This is a genomic window from Haloarcula sp. Atlit-120R, assembly GCF_003665885.1.
In the GTDB taxonomy this organism is placed as follows: Archaea; Halobacteriota; Halobacteria; order Halobacteriales; family Haloarculaceae; genus Haloarcula; species Haloarcula taiwanensis.
This window is the reverse complement of the sequence record NZ_QPLN01000003.1, coordinates 256,585-276,592: the sequence shown is the minus strand read 5'-3', so window position 1 is coordinate 276,592 and position 20,008 is coordinate 256,585. Positions and strand designations below refer to the sequence as shown.

12 protein-coding genes are annotated in these 20,008 nt (G+C 54.0%); 8 read left to right on the top strand and 4 right to left on the bottom strand.

The window, feature by feature from the left end; genetic code table 11:
• Window positions 1-127 precede the first annotated feature (127 nt).
• Window positions 128-1,057: an NAD-dependent epimerase/dehydratase family protein gene (locus tag DVK01_RS13085; RefSeq protein WP_121537065.1), complete on the bottom strand. Its 930-nt coding sequence runs from the start codon at window positions 1,055-1,057 to the stop codon at window positions 128-130.
• 349 nt (window positions 1,058-1,406) lie between these two features.
• On the opposite strand from DVK01_RS13085, the gene DVK01_RS13080 reads away from it, so the two are divergent.
• The 5 genes from DVK01_RS13080 to DVK01_RS13060 all read left to right on the top strand — a co-directional run bounded on the left by DVK01_RS13080 (window position 1,407) and on the right by DVK01_RS13060 (window position 8,420).
• The gene (locus DVK01_RS13080) at window positions 1,407-2,726 is read left to right on the top strand and encodes a glycosyltransferase family 2 protein (protein ID WP_101351818.1); all 1,320 of its coding nucleotides are present in this window, start codon (window positions 1,407-1,409) and stop codon (window positions 2,724-2,726) included.
• Window positions 2,727-2,945: 219 nt separating this feature from the next.
• Entirely contained in the window at window positions 2,946-4,226 is a 1,281-nt protein-coding gene (locus DVK01_RS13075) for a nucleotide sugar dehydrogenase (protein WP_101351817.1), read from the top strand.
• A gap of 163 nt (window positions 4,227-4,389) precedes the next feature.
• Complete coding sequence (gene wecB, locus DVK01_RS13070) at window positions 4,390-5,505, top strand: non-hydrolyzing UDP-N-acetylglucosamine 2-epimerase (RefSeq protein ID WP_121537063.1); 1,116 nt, start codon at window positions 4,390-4,392, stop codon at window positions 5,503-5,505.
• Window positions 5,506-5,797: 292 nt separating this feature from the next.
• A complete protein-coding gene (locus DVK01_RS13065) occupies window positions 5,798-6,775 on the top strand; it encodes a DUF1616 domain-containing protein (RefSeq protein ID WP_101351815.1) in 978 nt (325 codons plus the stop codon).
• Window positions 6,776-7,211: 436 nt separating this feature from the next.
• Window positions 7,212-8,420, top strand: coding sequence for a glycosyltransferase (locus DVK01_RS13060; RefSeq protein WP_121537061.1), 1,209 nt, complete (start codon window positions 7,212-7,214; stop codon window positions 8,418-8,420).
• A 19-nt stretch (window positions 8,421-8,439) separates the two neighbouring features.
• Here DVK01_RS13060 and DVK01_RS13055 read toward each other — a convergent pair whose 3' ends face one another.
• Window positions 8,440-9,657 (bottom strand): glycosyltransferase family 4 protein, encoded by a 1,218-nt coding sequence (locus tag DVK01_RS13055; protein WP_121537059.1) that lies wholly within the window; start codon window positions 9,655-9,657, stop codon window positions 8,440-8,442.
• Window positions 9,658-10,558: 901 nt separating this feature from the next.
• Entirely contained in the window at window positions 10,559-12,046 is a 1,488-nt protein-coding gene (locus tag DVK01_RS13045; protein WP_121537057.1) for a right-handed parallel beta-helix repeat-containing protein, read from the bottom strand.
• A 384-nt stretch (window positions 12,047-12,430) separates the two neighbouring features.
• Between DVK01_RS13045 and DVK01_RS13040 the strand changes: the two genes are divergently transcribed.
• The 3 genes from DVK01_RS13040 (at window position 12,431) to DVK01_RS13030 (ending at window position 17,188) form a co-directional block, all read left to right on the top strand.
• On the top strand, window positions 12,431-13,408 hold the full coding sequence (locus tag DVK01_RS13040; protein ID WP_101351810.1) for a glycosyltransferase: 978 nt from the start codon (window positions 12,431-12,433) through the stop codon (window positions 13,406-13,408).
• A gap of 359 nt (window positions 13,409-13,767) precedes the next feature.
• Entirely contained in the window at window positions 13,768-15,567 is a 1,800-nt protein-coding gene (locus DVK01_RS13035; RefSeq protein WP_101351809.1) for a hypothetical protein, read from the top strand.
• Window positions 15,568-15,817: 250 nt separating this feature from the next.
• Window positions 15,818-17,188 carry a sulfatase gene (locus DVK01_RS13030; protein ID WP_233562787.1) on the top strand — a complete coding sequence of 457 codons (1,371 nt, stop codon included), beginning with the start codon at window positions 15,818-15,820 and terminating at the stop codon, window positions 17,186-17,188.
• Window positions 17,189-17,256: 68 nt separating this feature from the next.
• Here the strand turns inward: DVK01_RS13030 and DVK01_RS13025 are convergent, their stop codons facing one another.
• Entirely contained in the window at window positions 17,257-19,743 is a 2,487-nt protein-coding gene (locus DVK01_RS13025; RefSeq protein WP_101351808.1) for a right-handed parallel beta-helix repeat-containing protein, read from the bottom strand.
• Between the last annotated feature and the right edge of the window lie 265 nt (window positions 19,744-20,008).

Below are 20,008 nucleotides of genomic sequence, written 5' to 3'. Positions count from 1 at the left end.
TCGCTGTGTGTACAAGTGATGACTTCGTGACGCAAAAAGCCATTTCGCTACTATCGGGAGCAAAAAATGGCCTGAATGAGACTATTGCCCCGCATTTGCAATATCCGTTAGCAGCAACAGGAGGTGCCTATTCGCCTTCAGCGTTGAGCGTTGACTCAAGCCCTTCTCGGAGAGATACGGTCGGTTCATATCCGAGCAGTGTGCGTGCGTCACTGAGGTCCGCTTCGCTCTCTCTGATATCACCCACCCGCTCGGAGACGTGTTCAATTGCCACATCCGTTCCAACGACGTCCCGGACGGTTTCGGCGAGTTCGTTGATACTAATGCTTCGCCCAGTTCCGATGTTGAACGGCCTGCCGGTCGCATCTGTCGTGGCTGCGAGCAGGTTGGCCCGGACGACATCATCGACGTGAACGAAATCACGCGTCTGCTTTCCGTCACCTTCGACTGTGAGCGGGTTACCGGCCTGCGCCTGACGGATGAACGTGCCGATGACACCAGCGTATTCCCCGTCCAGTCCACGCGGCCCATAGACGTTAAAGTACCGTAGCGGGACTGTCGGCAGACCGTACTGCTCTGTATAAAACCGCGCATACTGCTCGCCGAGATGCTTCTCGATTCCGTACGGAGTGCGTGGATCAGCCGGTTCCGCTTCCGTAATTGGGACCGTATCGGGGGTACCGTATACGGCGGCACTGGAGGCGAGTACGACCCGCGCATCCTGTCGTCGAGCGCAGTCGAACACGGAGACAGTTGCCGACCCATTAAGTTCGTGACAGGCGACCGGCTGCTCAACCGACTGTGGAACACTAACCATTGCGGCCTCATGAAAAACTACGTCAACGTCATTCATCGCCTCGTCAAGCGTTCCCTTTTTTCGTATATCACCCTCAACGACGGTTACATCGGCTGGGAGATTGGCACGCCGTCCCGTTGAAAAGTCATCGAGGACCCGCACATCGTTCTCCTCCGCTAGCGCTGACGTAAGATGGCTCCCAATGAATCCACCCCCTCCGGTAACTAACACCCGACAATTGTGGATCTCATTCGTCGACATGCTACCCGAACGGGGGGTTTTCATGGGTTAAGTTATTCGTAGACATACGCCTCGGTTCATAAGCGACTAATCTTTGGATCACAGGGCATGTGCCGAGCGAACGCCCGGTGAGACCATAGCGGCCACGTATCGTGTCCTCACGTCAGTCCGTACTTTGTTACCAGCTTTTTGCGAATAATACAGGATTGGCGCAATCTCGGAAAGCTGGGAATAACAATATGATAACTCGTTCACAGCAGAGCATAACGGAATCCACTATTCGCCACAATGACACCACTAAACGTACCGGAGCGTGTGGACGATCACACCGGACGACCGCAATTGAGTGCGGTTCCGGAGTGGAACTGAGATGTCGGATAGAATACAGCAATCGCCCGCTAGTGACAGCACACGCGAGGTTTCAAAGAACTTGCCCGCCGTTGGGTTAGTCGCAACCGAGTCGAACGCAGAGTGGATTGCGGCTGAGATTCTTCGTATACACTCACGGGCACACCAGGCAATTGTCACGGCTGCAGTTGATGCTGATCTTCAGGCACTCACTTTTGCCCGATGGCTCGATGCAGAAGTGGTTCTCCCCTCTGGAAACTGGGCTGAGGCCGATTCCCCCCGCGAGCGCCTGCAGCTGTTCGCCAAGGAAGCTGGGTATCCAGGCCTTCTCTACCATGGTGAGGAGGATGGGTCAGTTAATCTCCCGGCAAGCCGGGACGCCCTGAAAGAGACCGAGAAATTCACCGTCGACGCCCAACTTGAACCCGTCACCGAGGCGGATCCGACTGTCATGGTCGGAATTCCGGCATACAACGAGGCGGCAACGATTGGTACGGTGGTGGAGTCTGCCAAGAACTATGCAGACAGCGTTCTGGTGGTCGACGACGGGAGTACTGACGACACTGTCGAAGTCGCATCGGCGGCGGGCGCGACAGTGTACGAGCACGACCGTAACGTCGGGTATGGTGGTGCCCTCAACAGTATTTTTGACCAGGCTGACCGGGGTGATGCCGACTACCTGGTCATCCTTGATGCTGATGGGCAACACGATCCCAGTGATATCCCGGACTTGATCGAACAGCAACAGGAGTCGGGAGCCGAAGTCGTTATTGGAAATCGGTTCGATGAGGACGCAGACACCGAGATGCCGTTGTATCGGCGGTTTGGTCTGTTTGCGGTGAATCTCATGACTAATCTCAGCCTCGGAATCCTCAGACCGACCAAGCAGATCAGCGACACACAGAGCGGGTTCCGTGCGTATAGTACAGAGGCGATAAGCTCACTCGCTGAAGACAACTCAATCGGCGACCACATGGATGCAAGCACCAATATTCTCTATCACGCACACTCGAACGGCTACCAAGTCGTAGAGGTCCCAACGACGATAGATTACGACGTGGAGGCTTCTAACAACCTTGGCCCAGTTGAGCATGGACTCACCCTCGTTGGTAACATTATTCGGACAGTTGAGCGAGAGCACCCTATCATGTTGCTTGGTGTGCCCGGAGTATCCTGCGTTCTGGTCGGATTTGCGTTCACCTACTTCACGATGTTCAATTATCTTCAGTCCGGGAGCTTTCCGCTTGGATATGCTCTGGCTAGCACCACTTTCACAATCATTGGGATCCTCGCATCTTTCACCGGAATTATTCTTCACTCCTTGGAATTATACCGGAAATAGCCGGCGGCTCAGTAGTTGATTGGCCATATTAGGTGGTCCAGACACACTTATCAGGTCTGGGTTTACTATGGTGTTATCTCTATTACCAGAAACAACTTCTGCATAACAAAGGCTAATCTATATGATTCGTAAGTCAATGCGAAGCGAATCAACATCAGACTATCTAGCACGGCGACAGCGTGGCGAGTCAATAACGAAACGACCGAGGGCACAGAGAGCATGAGTATCTGCGTCCATGGGCTCGGCTATATCGGGCTCGCGACTGCATCGCTGTTCGCCAACGCAGGTACTGATGTCACTGGTTTCGATGTTGACGAAGGTGTAATCGATCGCCTCAACGAGGGAAACCCGAACGTCAGCGAGCCTGAACTTGAATCGTACATTCAGGATGCACTGGAGTCCAATCTAACGCCGAGCCGCCGTCCCCAACCCGCTGATGTACATATTATCTGTGTTCCAACCCCGTACGACGAACTGAACGACGGGGCGGACCTGACATACGTGAAAGATGCCGGACGGAACGTGGCAGACGTTCTCAGATCGGGCGACACCGTGGTGCTGGAATCAACAGTACCGCCGGGCACAACGACCGGAATCTTGGCACCGATCCTGTCACAAGACGACTTCGATATCGGTGAGGATGTACACCTGGGGTACACGCCTGAGACGGTGATGCCAGGGAATACGCTCACAGAACTCCGAACCAACGATCGAATCGTTGGTGGTGTTGATGAGGCCTCAGTCAGTGCCATCAAATCGCTTTATCAACCACTCACCTCAGGAGAGATACATGTCGCCGCAGACCCAACGACCGCCGAGTTCGTGAAGCTAGCACAAAACGCCGAACGAAACGTCAGTATCGCATATGCCAACACGCTTGCGCTCCTCGCAGAGAACTACGGCATCGATGTTCGGTCTGCAATTTCGCTCGCGAACAACCATCCACGGGTTGATATTTTGAGCCCTGGTCCGGGCGTGGGTGGGCACTGCCTTCCTGTCGACCCACATTTCCTGAGCGATGGGTCTGGTGCTACAGAGCTAATCGATATCGCGAGCCGAGTCAACAGCAGGATGCCCGAACACGTCGTCAGAATACTCGAAGATGCCATCGGCTCACTCGAAGACAAGACTGTGGCCGTCCTTGGAATCACGTACAAGGGCAACGTCAGCGACACTCGCAATTCTCCGGGATTGGAAATAGCCAAACTGCTCGGGACTGTCACAGTGGATACACGCCCGGCCATGGATGGGGGTTGGGACGAGGGATCAGTCACGATTCACGACCCGCGGGCAACGGACTCCAGATTACAGCTAGTGCCACTCGATGTAGCAGTTGACGGCGCTGACGCGGTGATATTCGGGGCTGCACACGATGAGTTTGCAGCGCTCGACCCAGAGGACATCAGGTCGAAGATGGCAGGCCGGACTGTGGTTGATCCAGTTGATGTCATCGACACGGCGCAATGGACTGAGCACGGATTCGATGTCCGGACACTCTGAGTTAGTGCTCCGAATAGCCGTCTGTCAGAAACAATTCTCCCACTGGCAATCAACAACGGCGTAGGAGGCCTATAACAAATCTTATCGGCTACTCACGGAATCGCTATGAAACTGAGTGGGTGGACTCCCACCGGACGTTCAATTACCGGAATCGTGAGCAACAATGACTGACAACACCGTTGGGTTTGTGCTTGGAACGCGCCCAGAGATTATCAAGTTAGCCCCGGTAATCAAAGAGTGTCACCGGCGTGGCGTCGGTACACACATCGTCCACACTGGACAGCATTACTCAGACTCGCTTGATACTGTCTTTTTCCGACAGCTCGGGTTATCACCGCCAGATGTGAACCTCGAAGTCGGATCTGACGATCACGGGGCGCAGACTGGTGCGATGCTCACTGGTATCGAAGAAGAACTTCAAGCCACTGAGCCCACAGTGGTGTTTGTCCAGGGAGACACGAACTCCACCCTTGCGGGCGCACTCGCGGGGAGCAAGATGGATGTCGACGTGGCTCACGTCGAAGCAGGACTTCGAAGTTTCGATGACGAAATGCCCGAAGAGACGAACCGCGTCATCATTGATCACATCGCTGACCATTTGTTCCCACCAACCGCCGAAACAGCAACGTTACTCCGAGATGAGGGGATTCCCGAGGACCGTATCACAGTCACTGGAAATACGATTGTCGACGCAGTCGAGACCTTTGACGATGATGCTGCAACCAGCAGTCAGATTCTGAGTGAGCTCGGCGTTTCAGAAGGGCAGTTCGACCTCTTGACCGCTCACCGAGCGGAAACAGTCGATGACCGGGAAGCGTTCGAGCGGATTCTCAGCGGCGTCGCACGAGCAAGCGCTCAAGCGAAACGAGAAGTCATCTACCCGATTCATCCCCGAGCGAAGGACCGCCTCGAAGAGTTCGGTATTGCAGTTCCCGACCAAATTCGTCTTATCGAGCCACTGGATTTCTTTGATTTCCTCAGATTAGAGAGCACAGCGGACCTGGTGTTCACCGACTCAGGTGGTGTGCAGGAGGAGAGCAGCATCCTCGGGACACCGTGTGTGACGCTTAGGTATGGAACTGAACGCCCTGAGACAGCATTTGTTGGTGCGAACTGTGTTGCCGGCCGGAAACCGAGTAGCATCACCGCGGCAGCGACACAAATGCGCGGAAAGGCCGGGGACTGGAACACGCCTTTCGGAGATGGGACAGCCGCCGTTCAGATTCTCGATGCAGTCCCGGAACTCCCCGCAAGAGAAACAGTCACGGCCCCCGAGTGACCAGAGCCGGCAAGCACTGTCTCTCGATAGTGAGTCTATTCTTAAGCCCGAATTGACTGGTCCCCGATGATTCGCTTGGCTGGGGATAGACGGATCCCGACTCAATTGCGTACAACTGGACGCCCACGCTCTGGACAGTTGCTTTCCAAGTGGCAGTTCATCAACTGACAACAGTCTCCTTGCCATCCAGTGAGCAAATTGGGAGGCCAGATTACGGACGATAATCTTTGATCTGACTGTCTACACTGGTAGTAACTGTCTAATTTTATTACTTCACTCTCATCAAGCGATAATGGCTACTGATGCAGATGCGAACATCGAGACGGAGGCGTTCCCGATCGACCTTCTGCTGATCGGACTCCTTGGCCTCTGGCATCTCGCCACTGTCCAAGGGTATATCGGACAGTCTCCCGCAAGAGTTGTTTTGGGGTTGGTGGCGGTGCTTATCGCGCCGGGATACGCTTTGACCGCGCTTCTATTCCCGCGTGGTTCCGCCGAGTCAGATGGATCGTTTGATAACTGGGGGGGACGAATCTCTACAGGCGAACGATGTGTCCTTGCAGTTGGAACCAGTGTCTGTATTGTCCCGCTATTGGGGCTAGGAGTAGTCTTGATTTCGCCGGGTGAGACTACCGGACCGTACCAACTCTCTATCGGCGTAACGACTGTCGTTCTCACGATTGCTGCAGCGATTCGACGGCTGCGAGTGCCAGCTGACGAGTCTTTCAGTCCCTTACGTTGGATGACAACCGTCCGGAGCAAGGCGTCTCGACCACCGGTTAGAAGTGTTCCGATGCTACGGACGTTGCTTGTATTAGGGCTTCTTCTCTCCGGTACCGGGATCGGTTACGCGGCCATATCGACTGACCGGGGTGAACAGTTTACGGAGTTTGCGCTGGTAACTGAATCCGACAACGGAGAGCCCATTGCGTCTGAGTATCCGTCAGAGATGGCACTCGGCAGTTCCCGGACTGTTCAGGTCACCATCGGCAATCATGAGGGACAAGAGCTAAATTATACAGTGGTAGTCATCGCTCAGAGAATCAAGAACGGCAGTGTCCTAGCTACCGCGCAGATAGGTCGGTTCAGGAGCCGCGTTGCGGCTGGTGAAACTCTTAATCGATCGCACGAAATGTCTCCCACGCTGGTTGGAGAGGATATCCGGGTTTCATACCTTCTCTATCGGAACGAAGCCCCGGTTGGATCGAACCCTCGCCCCGAGAACGCGTACCGACGTACGCATATCTGGGTTAGCGTTACCAGTACCTGACGGCAGCGGTTCACACTTTGTAATGACGTATCAACCGTGCACACCTTTATGACGCCTTCATTTGATGATCCTGATCTGCCTTGGGGCTATCACAATGAATCTCTCAAATTGTGAAAATTTTATATGAAGCTAACAAGCCTGACGAGTTAGAGCTGACGTCCCCAGTTTCCTGTTTGGTAGAGGTCAGGATTGACCGCAGCGCAGTACAGGTACCACTACGAGCAGGCTTCGTACGTGTAATGCCCGCTAGCAGGGGCAGACTACATATTGGACTGTACAATGAGTCTCGTAAGATTTTCTTACCGTCTGTTCCTTCCAACCCGCTCTATCGTTCTGTCCATCTCATCTGCTCACCTGAACAGGCGGGGTCATGTTGTGGAATTCAATTTCGGAACCCAGTGACTAACAAAGACTATCTGACGGGATCAGTACGACAATGTACGAGTCGACGCTTTCAGATGGGGCCGGTTCTGCTGTCTCGACAGTACCCAAGCAAAACAATGTAACCACGATGGACGGTGACCGACCACTGCTGGCATTTTTCATTCCAGATCTCTCCGTTGGCGGTGCAGAGCAGGTCGCAATCACAATCGCGAACGGACTGGTCACCCGAGGATACGACATTGATCTTCTCTTGTCACGGGCGAGCGGTGAGCTTCGGTCGGAATTATCCGGACAGGTGTCTATCGTCGAACTGCCACCATCGAAGACGCCTGTGGTCGGGGTGGCCGCGCACCTACCGTTTCTGGCCACATATTTAAATAAACGAAAGCCAGCAGCGTTGTTTCCCCATCTTGAACACCCCAGCATTGTCTCACTCGCCATCAATCGGTTCCTCAGCGCCGATACTGCAGTGATTCCGACGCAACACTCCGTGTTCGGACACGACGTTGAGGCGACACCGAAAGACCAGATCGTCAGACGGATCGTTCCCAGACTTTACCCCGCATCAGATCAGATAATCAGTGTTTCCGAAGGCGTCGCGGATAGCCTCGTCGATAGAACACCAGTCGACCGATCAGACATTTCTGTCCTACACAACCCTGTGGATGTCGAACAGATTCGTGGTCGGGCCAGACAACCAGTCGAGCACGAGTGGGTAGAAAACGATGAGCGAGATGTCGTCCTATTCGTTGGGCGACACGCACGGCAAAAGAATCTCGATGGATGGGTCCATGCGTTCGAGAAAGTAGTCAACAGGAACCCCAATGCGCGTGCAGTCATTGCGGGTAAAGGACCGTGCAGAGCGCAAGTTCAGACGACAGTTGAGCAGTTGGGGTTATCAGATGTGGTGTCTCTTCCCGGATTCGTCGATAACCCGTATCGGTACATGACAAAGTCAGATGTGTTTCTCCTCTCGTCCCAGTATGAGGGATTACCGACGGTATTAATCGAGTGTTTGGCGGTTGGGTGCCCGGTCGTGTCGACAGACTGTCCAAGCGGCCCCAGAGAGATCCTCTCTGATGGGGAGCATGGTACACTTATCCCAATAGACGACACGGATGGATTGGCCAACGCAGTCTGTGACACGCTTGCTGACCCGCCTGATTCTGACCGGTTGCGGTCCCGCGCTGATGACTTCTCGCCGAAACCCGTGTTTGATGAGTACGAACGTTTCCTCGAAAAGCACGTCTTCACAGCTTAACAGCACTACCTGCCAGGCATTAGCCTAAGATTTCAGCTGCGGGGAGTTGGCCGTCATTGATGATTGTTTCGTGCAGGTTCGCAAGTCGTTGCCCGTGTGCCTCCCACGTCCAGCCCTTCGATACTAACCGTTCCTTTCCGTTTGTTCCCATTCGTTCTCGTTCTTTTGAATTACCGATGAGACTGTTCAGAGCGGTAGCAAGCGCATCGGAGTCTTTTTTTGGGATCAAGAGACCCGTCTCCTCGTCTACAACTTGTTCTGGGATACCGGACACAGCAGAGGCGACAACCGCTGTTTCGCTGGCCATCGACTCGTATATAGTGTTCGGCCGGCCTTCTGCGTGGCTCGGGAGCATGAAAATGTCTGCAGCAGCGAACCATCGACGAAGGCCCAGTGGCGGAACTTCCCAGAGAACTCGATAGTTCTCGTGATGGCTAGCTTTGAGTTCGGCGAGGAGTTCTGTGCGGAGATCACCGTAATGACCGACGAACACAAAGGCTACGTCGTCGTTACGAATGTTATCCAGAGCCTCACAAATTTCGCGGATCCCTTTCCGTTCCGTATACCCGCCACAGAACATGACAAGCGTAGTATCTTGGTCGATTCCTAGTTCCTGTCGAATCGTTGCCTCGTTATCCGTTGGATACCGTGACGGATCCGCACCGTTGGGGAGTACAGTGGCTTTCGGGGTTTCGGTAATATTGTTGGCAATTCGTGCGAGTGATTCACTCACGCAAAAGATCCCATCCGCGTAATCGAGAGTCTCTCTGATCTTCCGTCGGCTTATCTGTGAGAGATTGTAGAAGTTATTCAAAATTTTTCCACGTCCCATGACTGTCAACGGGATATCGTTGCTCCTGCAGTACGGAACCAGCCCGTAACCATCGTAATGGATGTGACCAGCGTGACAGATATCTGGCGTCTCAAAGTTCGATGAGACATATTTCGGAAGCATTTCCGAAAACGACTTCGACGATAATGTGTATTTGAATAGTTTTTGTGGCAGCAAATAAAGGAACCTTGGATAGTGGACCTCATGAGAGCTGTACTCATGTCGACTCGGGATATCACTGAACTCGGAATAGGGGCCGATCGGGGGCGCTCTCGGACGAGGGGTAACAACATCTAGACTAGCGTCTCTCGCACTGAGCGCTTTGATAGAGCGGAAGTTGAACAGCCCCATGTAGGGATTAAAGGGGTCTGGGTGGTTCATCGCACTTACGACCGCATCGTACATGAATGCTGACTAGAAATGCGCCTCATTAAGTATGCATCGGGTACTGGTGTTCTCTTTGACGCATGGTTTAGAAGACAGACAATAACAAATAAAATTATAGCTATCTTGGATGTGCTGTTCACTTTGGGATGCTACGCTCTTGGGGGAAACTATCGCGCTAAAGTCATCCTTGAACTGGCAATTATAGATGAGTTTGACGCGTAGGGGCCTAACTGTTACTTTATTCAGAATACATATGTTGAGCCACCAATTTCTGCGGATGGTCGGTCGAAAACAGGATCTTCTCGGGTTATATGCACCCCAATATATGCTATGGAACCCTACAGATTCTACGTCAACCCGATATGTGGCTGTCGAGGTGCAGGTCTTCAATCCAGAGCTCAGAGGAACCCTTCCATCCACAAGTAGTGCTAACATTCCACGTTTTGTTATTATACTTTTGATATATAAGCGCAGTGACGGTCAAAGCTACGCGATGTATTCGGTCTAACATTTGAACTGATTCTTCGCTATGAAAGAACAGGCATCACACGTCTAAAGAGGACATACACAAGCAGTATCCAGCCGAGCCATTTAGCCCATCGAAGACCGTGGGTCCACCTCATATCTGCCTTCGGCGAAACTAGGAGTACGCTCAGGACTAGAAACCACAGGAAGGCGATGACATAGTAGACACTGAATGCCGTAAACCCGACCCACCACATCGCCAGCGAAAGCGATACCAGCACGCTGATATAAATCAGCAGAAACCGGCGGAGTCGAGGCTCTGTGTCCGATTTCGGTGATGCGAGAGTCAATCGTCTGATACCTGTGTCTGGTCCATTCATGATTGAGATGTCTGATAGTTACGGTGAATCCCTGTTCGGTGACTGGCAGTGAGTTTCAGTGCAGGCATACTAGATCACCTCCATACCACTGAGTGTGACGCAGTGTTGATTCCGACAGTCGATGGCGACGGTACTGATGGCTCGAACGGTGCTTGCCCCTTCGCATCCGTTTCGACCGTGAGGTCAGCTGTGTTGCCGAGCCCTCCCTGATTATTGTTCCGTGCCAAGGTCTGGATAGTGCCATTTGATGAGCTCAGATCGAACACCATGCCATTGCACTCATGGACTGAGAGCCGGTCGATATCGATATCCGAGAACCATCCAGAATCCCGGTCTCTGATAACTTCATCGTCTTCTCGTATGTTCGTTTTAATGATTGCTATCATATCTCCCTCGATAGTCATTTCGTCAATCCGACACTGGAGCGCGTAGTCTGTCATATTTGTCGTAACAACGTCATTAAGACGTACTGTCGGTGGGGTGTCCGCTCGGGAAGCTATACGCTGAATGAACTGTCGCCCATCAAACTCGTGTCCGGGGATGTCATCAAGCTTCGCTTCGAGCGAGGGAGTGTTCGCGCGGTGGAAGACACGACGGACATCCAACAGGGATGCGGCACTCAATTTACAAAAATTCGCACCAGTACCAGTCACATAGCAGTTTCTGACAGATATCTCGCCGGCGTTAAATCGGACATCGATGGCGCTTCCAGAACAATCGATGAATCGAGAGTTCGTCACTCTGAGGGGATTGCCTTTGCTCGCGTGGGTGGTGATGTGGTGGCCGACGTGTCCGCCATCCGAATAATTGTGGTCGGCGATGGCATTGTCTTCGAATGTACACCGGTTGACGGTCCGTAGCACATCCCGTCCAAGGATAGCCTCTTGATACCAGCCGCGGATATGAGCGTTCGATAGGTGGAGATCACCGTCGCCACCGACTTTGATACATCTTGATCCGCCACCAGCACCGCGGAGGTTCGGGAGGTTCTCATAGTTTCCATTGAGCCGGACATCCCTAACAACGACCGTACCGTGGTCCACATCGTCCATATAGCGGAAGCCGGTCTGTACCGGGTGTGAATCGGCCTGAAGTCGTTCTGTAATAGCGAGTTCCGAGGCCTGTGGGCCGGCTCCATAGATTGAGATGCCGGGTGGCATATCCCCGTCGACACCGATCCGATTAAATGGTTCGTACTGCGCTGCTCTACGGCCAATGTAGTACGTTCCCTCTGGGACGTAAATAGACCCGTGAGCACCAGCCGCTTGAGCAGCAGTTTGGAGGGCCTTCAGATTCCTCTCTGCGGCCTCAATACTCGGATCGCCCGGGTTCGGTTTCGCACCGTGCGCCCTGATGTTCTCCCCGCTCGTCTCTGGCTTATGTTCCTGATCTGGTTTTGCCTCCGGCGTGCCTTTGACACTAGCCAGTGGCTCCTCACTGGGCCCGGTAAACCGACCCCCAAACACTTGATGGGCAACACCACCGGTGACCGCGGCTGATCCGAGGAGGGCAAGGAGCTTCCGTCGGCCTATCTGCGACGCCAACCCTGAGTCATCAGTCATTGTTTTTGTACGTGTAAATCAAGTCATGTATCGTCGGAGGGCAGATCACTTGATGCGATCCCAGTAAGCATACCCACATATGCTGTGATTGATAGCATTGTTATTCCCTTCTTAACCTATTCTGGTATCTATTGACGGGAGTAACATAATCCATCAGACGGCACACCTCTAGTTACCCCGTCGACTCCGGTATTGATATGTTTTTCAGGCGTGTATCTGACTACTGGTCGGGACGTTGTCCAGACTTCGAGGGGAGTTTCTTCAGGAAGAGAGGGCGACCGGGTGGTACCAGCGATATGTCCAGCCGATGACTTGCGGTTTGGGAGCACGAGTAGGTGCCGAATAGTGAACACTGTCGGTCCCGACTCCCAATACCGAAGCCACATGAATGAGTCCGTGGACACGGAAGGAGGGACAACGCCGCTCGTGAGCGCAATCATTCCGACGTACGGCCGGAACGAACGGTTATCGAGCGCCATCCAGAGTGTTCTAGAGCAGACGTACGACAACATTGAGTTGCTCGTCGTCGATGACGCATCTCCGACTCCTGTCAGAGAAACGCTGGACTCATTCGATCCGACGGTGGGCAACTCGTTTCGGATCCTCCGTCACGACAAGAACCGAGGAGCGAACGCTGCCAGGAATACGGGTATTAGAGCCGCCGACGGCCGGTACGTCGCATTTCTGGACGATGACGACCAGTGGGACGAGACGAAGATTACAAAGCAGGTGCAAGCATTTCAGGAGTCTGGCTCGGAGACCGGTGTTGTGTACACCGGCGTTCGGAAGGACGGGCCAGAGGGCACGACAGTGTCGACACCAGTCGCATCGGGCGACGTAATGACGGACCTCCTGACCGGCACGAACTTCGGTCAGTTCTCGTCGGTTATGGTCGATACGACGGTCATAGAAACTGCAGGATTACCCGACGAGAGATTGCCTGCCTGGCAAGACCGCGAGTGGTTCTTCCGCCTAGCACAGCACGCCCACTTCCAGCCAGTTCGGGAGACGCTGACGTACCGTCAGACCGGACTCCCCGACAGCATTACGAAAAAGTTTGAAGAGAAGCGAGACGTGGCCTATCCACTGCTCATCTCGAAACATGACTGGGTTGCGGCGGAGTACGGACTCTACTATGAGCGGATGTTCGTAGCCACAATGCGTCGCTCGCTGGCACGGTCTGCGGTTAGAGCCGACCGTTACAGGGAGGCCAGGAAGTACTTTTTCTTATCCGCGCTCGCGAATCCGTTGTACTGGTCAGTGTATCCGCATTTGGTTGCGTCGCTCGGTGGGAGATGGTCTTATGAATCGATTGCCTCTCTCCGACAGAAGGTAACTAACGGTCCCGCTTCCGGCACCTAAACTCTCCTGGCTTCCAGCATGACAGCGACGACGTACCATCGGGAAACCGGACACTGTGGCATCGGCTCAACTGAACCGCTGTTGTCGTTTTCATTCCCACCGTGGAGTGATAGTGAGATAGACCATGTCACAGTCAGTCAAGTAGGCACACCGGACAGGAGCGGAACCGTCACGGACGGACCGCAGATTCTTCCGGCGGCCCTGTGGAGACAGCTAAATGATCGCATAACAATGTATACAATTCGGAAAGGGGAAGATATGCAAGCCCGATCAAGTGAAGGATCATCTGATGCTCTTGATCAACATTACTCTCGCTCGACGATGTGGTTCTTCCAGCGAAATCTCAGGAGGCGACACCGATGAGCCGAACCCGGCATCTTGAACTACTTACGCTCCTCGGGACAGGGCTACTCATGGTTGCGGTCGCAGTCGTTTCTACGGTGCCATCGGCAACCAAGTATGAAATATCCATCTACGGGGCTCTCCCGTCGTATTTTTGGGTCTCGATCGTCGGTGCGCTGTTCGTGGGCGGCCTTGTTATACTCTTGAGCGCGGCTGAGCGCGCGGATACGACGTGGCGACCGGCACTCGCGCTCATGATTCTCTCTAATTTAGTCCTCTTTCTCATGCCGTTCCTGCGTGGGTATCAGATGTATGGGCGTGAAGACCCTATGTCACATCTCGGGTATATCCGCGATTTTGTTGTCACCGGCGAGATCGGCGCCAACATCTACCCGCCAGCCCACGTTCTGGCTGTCACTGTTTCCGATGCGACGGGTCTTGGCTGGATGACGGTCGTGATGGTGCTGTCTCCCATGTTTTCTCTGCTATATTACGGAGCGATGTTCTATCTGTTGCGGACCGTGTTCGACTCCCGACAAGAGATGCTCTTTGGACTCCCGTTCGTCATGCTCCCTGTGCTTCGATTCGCACATCTCGGGTTCCGCCCCTTTGCACTGAGTGTTATGCTGATACCGTTCTCGCTGTACCTTCTTTTCAAGAGTGATCAAAGCGCCGCACCTGCAACCCGAACCGCTTTCGTGATCGCACTCTTCGCACAGACATTCTATCACCCGCTAACTGCGCTTTTTGTCATCGGGACATTCGTCCTATATCGCGGGAGCAATCACGTTCCGGGTATGGGCGGTCCACTCCCCACAACGAAAAATCTCTTTTCGCTCTCAGTAGCATTGTTTGCGGTTTGGTACACGCAGTACGCGGGTATCCTTCTGCGCTTCAAGCGGATCTACACCACTCTGTTCGGTGTCGATCAAGGGGAACCGCCGGTGGCCGCTTATCAGCAAACTATTCAAGAATCTTCACCGGCATTAATCGATATTCTTCGAGTGATACTGTTCAAGTATGGCGTAGAATTCATGCTGTTTGGGCTCGGGTTCACATTTACCGTCGCTGTAGCTGCTCTGGTCTGGAAAGGTCGATATGTCCCAACACCACACCTCGGCCTGTTTACCGGGGCGGTGGTCGTATTCAGCTTTGGAGGATTGTTATTCCTAGTCTCGGACCTCATCGTCCCGCCGAACCGACCATTCCAGATCGCTAAGATCGGCGCTATCATATTGGTCGGACAGCTGTTGTATGTCAGCTGGAGAAAGGTCGACTGGAGCGAGAGACGGATCGGACGGACTGTAGGGTTCTGGCCGACAGCTGTGGTAGTTCTCCTACTGCTCGCAAGCCTTTCCACATTCAGCGTGTATAAATCGCCGCTGAGTTCTGAACGGAATCCACAGGTAACCGAGATGGAAATTGAGGGGAGCGCATGGCTGATGGGCCACGGCGAGGCCACCGAAAATCTCGACCGCTTCGGGATCACCTTTCATCGACATCACGACTACCGGAACGGTGTTCAGACAGCGGATAACTTCGACGAAGGGACACCGCCGAGTCATTTCAATTACACCACCCGACAGTATCTCGGGAGTAGTTACGACTCCGACCACTACCTTACAATCACACGGAAGGGCCGGATCACGTATCCAGAGCTTTTCCCGGGCTATCGTGACCGATGGCGATACACACCCGGTGATTTCGATCAACTCGAACGGGACCAGACAGTCAACCGACTGTACGACAACGGCGATTATACGCAATATCTCGTTAATGCTACCGCGAATGACGGAACGACGGCGAGTCCGAACTGATGTCACACTGATCAGAACTCCGACATCTGGAACAGGTAGTCGAGTAGTTCTGTGAGATATTGATTCATAATCCGTATCAAGTGGGGATAACGTCGGAGTTGGCGTGTTACTCGGTTAGGGAACGTATAATTATTTCCTTGAATGTTGCTAAACTACCCATGTCGAATCCAAATTGGATACACACGAGAGACTATTTGATGAAACGCGAACGGGTTCGATTTGTGGGATATAACTCCGGCCAGTGGAGGGAATGGCAATGAAAAATATCGTTTTCATTACCGTCGATTCACTGCGTGCTGACTATGTTTCCGGGCAGAAGGCTCCTGACTCGCTCGAAACGCTTCCGCAGATGACCGAAGAGTGGCTCACGTGCTCCACTGCATACGCGAATGCGCCATACACGAAGCAATCGTTTCTCTCGATTCTGAGCGGGAGCTATCCCTGGACGTTCGAATCAGCGGAGACTGGCTTCGATCCGGACCGAGTGCATATTGCGGAGCGGTTGTCCGAAGAGGGGTACGCCACAGGTGGCTTTCACTCGAACACGTATCTAAGCCCGACATACAACTACGATAGAGGGTTCGACTATTATCTGGGTCGTGACAGTGGAGGAGATGGGGACACAGACTCCAAGCTCACGTCTCTGTTCAACACGGCCGTGGAACGGGCTGTCGCTACCGAGCAACTCTCAGATCTCGTTTTTTGGACGTACCAGAACGCCGGTAAGCGGCTGGGGATTCAGCTTGGTAGTAACCTCTACAAGCCGGCCGAAGAGTTGAATCAGCATATCGTCAACTGGACCAAACAGCAGTCTAAACCCGTCTTCGTATGGGCACATTACATGGATGTGCATAATCCGTACTATCCTCACGAGGGGACAGTCAGTGAAGGAATCAGCCGGAGACGGGCAGTAAAACTATTTCATAAAGTTAACCAACAACGGTCCGAGGCCGCCGAGAGCGATATAAATTCCCTTGAGCGTCTGTATCGTGGTGAAATAGAGTATTTCGACCGGCAGCTTGGGAACCTGCTAGAGCGACTCGACGAGACGCTCGGTCTCGAAGAGACACTCCTTGTGTTCACGTCGGACCATGGCGAAGCGTTCAACGAGAAGGGACTTGTTTTTCATCCGGGAAGCGCTCTCTATGAGGAGAACGTTCATGTTCCAATGATGATTGATGGACCTGAGATTAGCGGTGGGGAGATAGAGACCCCGGTTTCACATGTCGATCTAGTCCCGACGATACTGAAAAGAGCCGGTATCGAGGCACCAGAGTCAGTCGACGGACGAGATATCGCCGGACCAAATTTTGATGCTACCAGCGACCGTATCGCATTCACGGAGAGCTACGACCACGACGACGGCGGACTAATGGGAACTGACGGAGAGTATAAGCTCATCAGGGATCTGGAGACGGGTGAGGAGATTTTTTGCAGGCGCCACTCCGAACCGGAAAAGATCAACCAACCAGACGACATTGAGTCTGTCGCATACGACAGGCTGGCCGGGGCTTTAGACGACCACATTCAGTCGGTAGCAAACGCCGAAGTTACAGCTACTGAGAGCGAAATTTCCGAAAACGTCCGACTCCAACTCCGCAAACTCGGCTACAAAGAGTGACAAACCGTTCGACGATTGAATCGTAACTTCGCCCCACAGACAGGGAGATGAATAACACGGAGCGGGAGCTACAGCGGTTCGCTCAGACTATCTACCTGATTCTCGACGTCATTCACTGTGATCCGAAGTTCGTCGACTTGGCCGCGGTCTCGCAATCGGTGCGTGTAACTGTCCTGTTTCCCGCTGACACGGGTGCTATCGGCAGCCACCACTGTTCCCTGAGAGAGGAGCGTCGTGACGACCATATCGAGGTCCCCATCGGCGTCCGTAACGGTCCAGTCAACATCGAATCGTGACCAGTCATCAGTATTCGTTCGGTTCACTTCGACGGCTTCGATCTTCGGGGGGCTCAAAGCCGTCCCGTTGTCTACGGTTACGGTGGCCGAGGCAGTGGCGTCGTTTCCGGCGGAGTCGGTCACACGCGCTTCGAGTCGGTAGTCGCCCCCGTCAACTCCTGTCGTGTCCCACGTGTCCTCGAAATACCCAGTCTCAGCGTTGTATGTGGCCGTATTCCAGCTAGCGTCGCCGAGGCGGTGTTCTACAGTCAGTGCGTCTGCCGCATCTTCCTCGTCGTTTGCTGCGATCTGTACCGTCACCTCGCCACTCGCTACCTCACCATCAGTCGGCGTTGCCCAGGATACAGACGGCGTCGTATCTGTCGTCTCGGAGCCAAGGAATTGAGCGGTGGCACCGCCAGTCACGGCACTGAACACGTCCGTTTCGACGGGTTGCGGGTCGAACGACCCCAGCCCAACCCAGCCGTCAGCGTGGTCGCTGTCAGTCTCGACAACATCCCACTCGGTTGGTTCGTCCGTCCCAGCAGGCCACACCTTCGCTTTCAGCTCGGACCCCTCGGCACGGAACCGCCTGTAGAAGTATTCATTCTCCTGTGGCGTGCCGAATCGGGCAATCGTTCTCACGTTCCCGTCAGTGTATTTACCCAGACGGAACGCGTCTGCACGGTCTTCGACCTCTATCCAGTAGCCGTTGGCATTACCGTCAACCGTCGAGCCACGGAGATACACCCGTGCGTGGAACCCGTATTCTGTCTCCGCAGCGAACGATGGAACTCGAAACTTATCTAGTACCTCAACGTCCGCCGGTCGGCCGACATTGTCCGCGGAAATAGCGTATCGGGTACGGTTCCCGTCAGTGTTCTCGAAGGCGAGAGCAGAGTTTCCTGCGAACTGCGATCCGGTGTCGACACTCCAATCACTCGTGGAACTGGACCACTGCGGTGTCCAGTGATCGAACAACGGTGGCTCTGAGGTAGTGGTCGTTTCCTGCCCAGAGTCATCGGACGCCGAGTTGATACCGACATCGGAAGCAGTCGGCACATCGGGTGTGAGCGGGTCGGCACCCTGCTCGTCAGCCTCAATCGTAATAGCGCCGGTGTCGCCGAGACCGCCGTTCCTATCACGCGCGAGTGTCTTGATAGCCCCGTCCGAGTCCTGCGTGCCGAACAATTCCCGCTCGCAGTTGTGCACTGACACGCGGTCGAGAGCCACATCGGAGAAATGCGCCCCGTCACGGTCACGGAACACTTCGTCAGCTAGCTCGAACGTTGCGTTGTGAATCGCAAAATTGTCACCCTGAAGATTCAGTTGTCCGGCGGCGGCCTGAATAGCGTATCCCATGTGGTCTCTGGTTTCGACATTCTCGAGATACACTGTCGGTACACCGCCGGTGCGGTCGGACAGCCTGTTGATGAAACAGCGGCCATAAAAATTCTCGCCCGACTTCTCATCAAGTTTGGATTCGAGCGAAGGCGTGTTGGCGCGATGGTATACTCGTCGGACATCGAACAGCGAGGAGGCGCTCAACTTACACAGGTTGGCACCCGTCCCTGTCACGTAACAGTCTCGCATCCGTATCTCGCCAGTGTTAAACCGGACATCGATTGCGCTCCCGGAACAGTCGATGAAATGGGAGTTCGTCACTGTGAGAGGGTTGCCCTCGCTCGCATGAGTGGTGATGTGGTGACCGATGTGTCCGCCACCCGAATAATTGTGGTCCGCAATGGCGTTATCTTCAAACGTACACCGGTCGACGGTCCGTAGCACGTCCCGGCCAAGGATAGCCTCTTGATACCAGCCGCGGATATGCGCATTCGAGAAATGTACATCTCCACTGCCAGCGATATTCATACATCTAGAACCCCCGCCAGCACCGCGAAGGTCCGGTAGATTCTCGTAGTTCCCATCCAGCCGTATATCACGGATTGTGACCGTGCCATGATCGGCACCATCGTCGTAGTAAAATCCTGTCTGGATCGGGTGGGATGACGCGTCGGTGTGCCTGCTCACCCCTAGCGCTGACCGCTCTGGACCGGCCCCGGTGATTGATATGCCGGCGGGCTCCTGCCCACCGAACTCAAAGAACGAAGACCGACTGTCACGAGCGAAATAAAACGTTCCCTCTGGGACGTAAATTTCGCCACCGTCGCCAGTAGCATTTGCCGCGTCAAGCACTGCCTTCCAGTTACGTTTCGCCGCATCGAACGAAGGGTCGTCCGGGTTCGCCACCGCACCGTGCTCGGTTATGTCTTCAGTCATAGCGCGTACTCACTGAAATCAGTCATATACTGCGTCTGCTGAGACGATGCGGTTGCAGCGACGCTGTTCGCACCGACAAGTGCGGCGACTGTGACAGCACCCGCTTTGAGATATGCCCTGCGGTTAATCGTACCTTGTTGGCCCCCGTCAAGTGATTTGTTCCGCCCGTTCTTTCCGTCCGCTTCTTCAGTTAATGACTTATTACTTTGCTCCGATTCGGTATTCATCACACTCACCGCTGGTGTAGGTCCCGTATTTACTGATG

What these genes read in the sequence shown, in the direction of transcription:
- DVK01_RS13080 (WP_101351818.1), top strand. Translation starts at nt 1,407, where the DNA reads ATGTCGGATAGAATACAGCAATCGCCCGCTAGTGACAGCACACGCGAG.
- DVK01_RS13060 (WP_121537061.1), top strand. Translation starts at nt 7,212, where the DNA reads ATGTACGAGTCGACGCTTTCAGATGGGGCCGGTTCTGCTGTCTCGACA.
- wecB (WP_121537063.1), top strand. Translation starts at nt 4,390, where the DNA reads ATGACTGACAACACCGTTGGGTTTGTGCTTGGAACGCGCCCAGAGATT.
- DVK01_RS13065 (WP_101351815.1), top strand. Translation starts at nt 5,798, where the DNA reads ATGGCTACTGATGCAGATGCGAACATCGAGACGGAGGCGTTCCCGATC.
- DVK01_RS13055 (WP_121537059.1), bottom strand. Translation starts at nt 9,657, where the DNA reads ATGTACGATGCGGTCGTAAGTGCGATGAACCACCCAGACCCCTTTAAT.
- DVK01_RS13025 (WP_101351808.1), bottom strand. Translation starts at nt 19,743, where the DNA reads ATGACTGAAGACATAACCGAGCACGGTGCGGTGGCGAACCCGGACGAC.
- DVK01_RS13045 (WP_121537057.1), bottom strand. Translation starts at nt 12,046, where the DNA reads ATGACTGATGACTCAGGGTTGGCGTCGCAGATAGGCCGACGGAAGCTC.
- DVK01_RS13035 (WP_101351809.1), top strand. Translation starts at nt 13,768, where the DNA reads ATGAGCCGAACCCGGCATCTTGAACTACTTACGCTCCTCGGGACAGGG.
- DVK01_RS13085 (WP_121537065.1), bottom strand. Translation starts at nt 1,057, where the DNA reads ATGTCGACGAATGAGATCCACAATTGTCGGGTGTTAGTTACCGGAGGG.
- DVK01_RS13075 (WP_101351817.1), top strand. Translation starts at nt 2,946, where the DNA reads ATGAGTATCTGCGTCCATGGGCTCGGCTATATCGGGCTCGCGACTGCA.
- DVK01_RS13040 (WP_101351810.1), top strand. Translation starts at nt 12,431, where the DNA reads ATGAATGAGTCCGTGGACACGGAAGGAGGGACAACGCCGCTCGTGAGC.
- DVK01_RS13030 (WP_233562787.1), top strand. Translation starts at nt 15,818, where the DNA reads ATGGCAATGAAAAATATCGTTTTCATTACCGTCGATTCACTGCGTGCT.